The following is a 527-nucleotide window of genomic DNA, read 5'->3' as shown; positions in this document are numbered from 1 at the left end:
CGATACCACTCAACTGGGACATGGCGAAACTCCTCCTGTTTCGCCCCGCGCGCTGCACCTTAACCGGAAGTCAGCCGACCGTGCATGACTTATGATGACAGCGATTTGCGCTTCGTGAATCGTTCAGAGGCTGATGCCGCGGCAATAATTGCCGGCCGGCCGATTGCCTTTTGCAGCACTTTGGCTAAGACGTGCGGCATTCTTCAGATCAATCGAGGACATCGCAAATGACCGCCATCATCGACATTGTCGGGCGTGAAATCCTGGACAGCCGTGGAAATCCGACCGTCGAGGTCGATGTCATTCTCGAAGACGGCTCGATGGGCCGCGCGGCGGTGCCGTCGGGTGCTTCGACCGGCGCCCACGAGGCCGTCGAACTGCGCGACGGCGGCGCCCGCTATCTCGGCAAGGGCGTGCTCAGGGCCGTCGAAGCGGTGAACGGCGAGCTGTTCGAGGCCATCGGCGGCATGGAAGCCGAAAACCAGATCCATATCGACCAGACCATGATCGAGCTTGACGGCACGCCC

Annotated in this window: 1 pseudogene; it reads left to right on the top strand. The window is 61.1% G+C overall.

The features are described from left to right. Positions 1 to 227: 227 nt before the first annotated feature. A pseudogene (gene eno, locus EOD15_RS35325) lies at positions 228 to 527 on the top strand (phosphopyruvate hydratase); the annotation flags it as partial.

This window comes from Mesorhizobium sp. M7A.T.Ca.US.000.02.2.1 (assembly GCF_003996995.1).
Lineage (GTDB): Bacteria > Pseudomonadota > Alphaproteobacteria > Rhizobiales > Rhizobiaceae > Mesorhizobium.
Note: the sequence above shows the minus strand (reverse complement) of the source record. Positions and strands in the feature narration are given on the sequence as shown.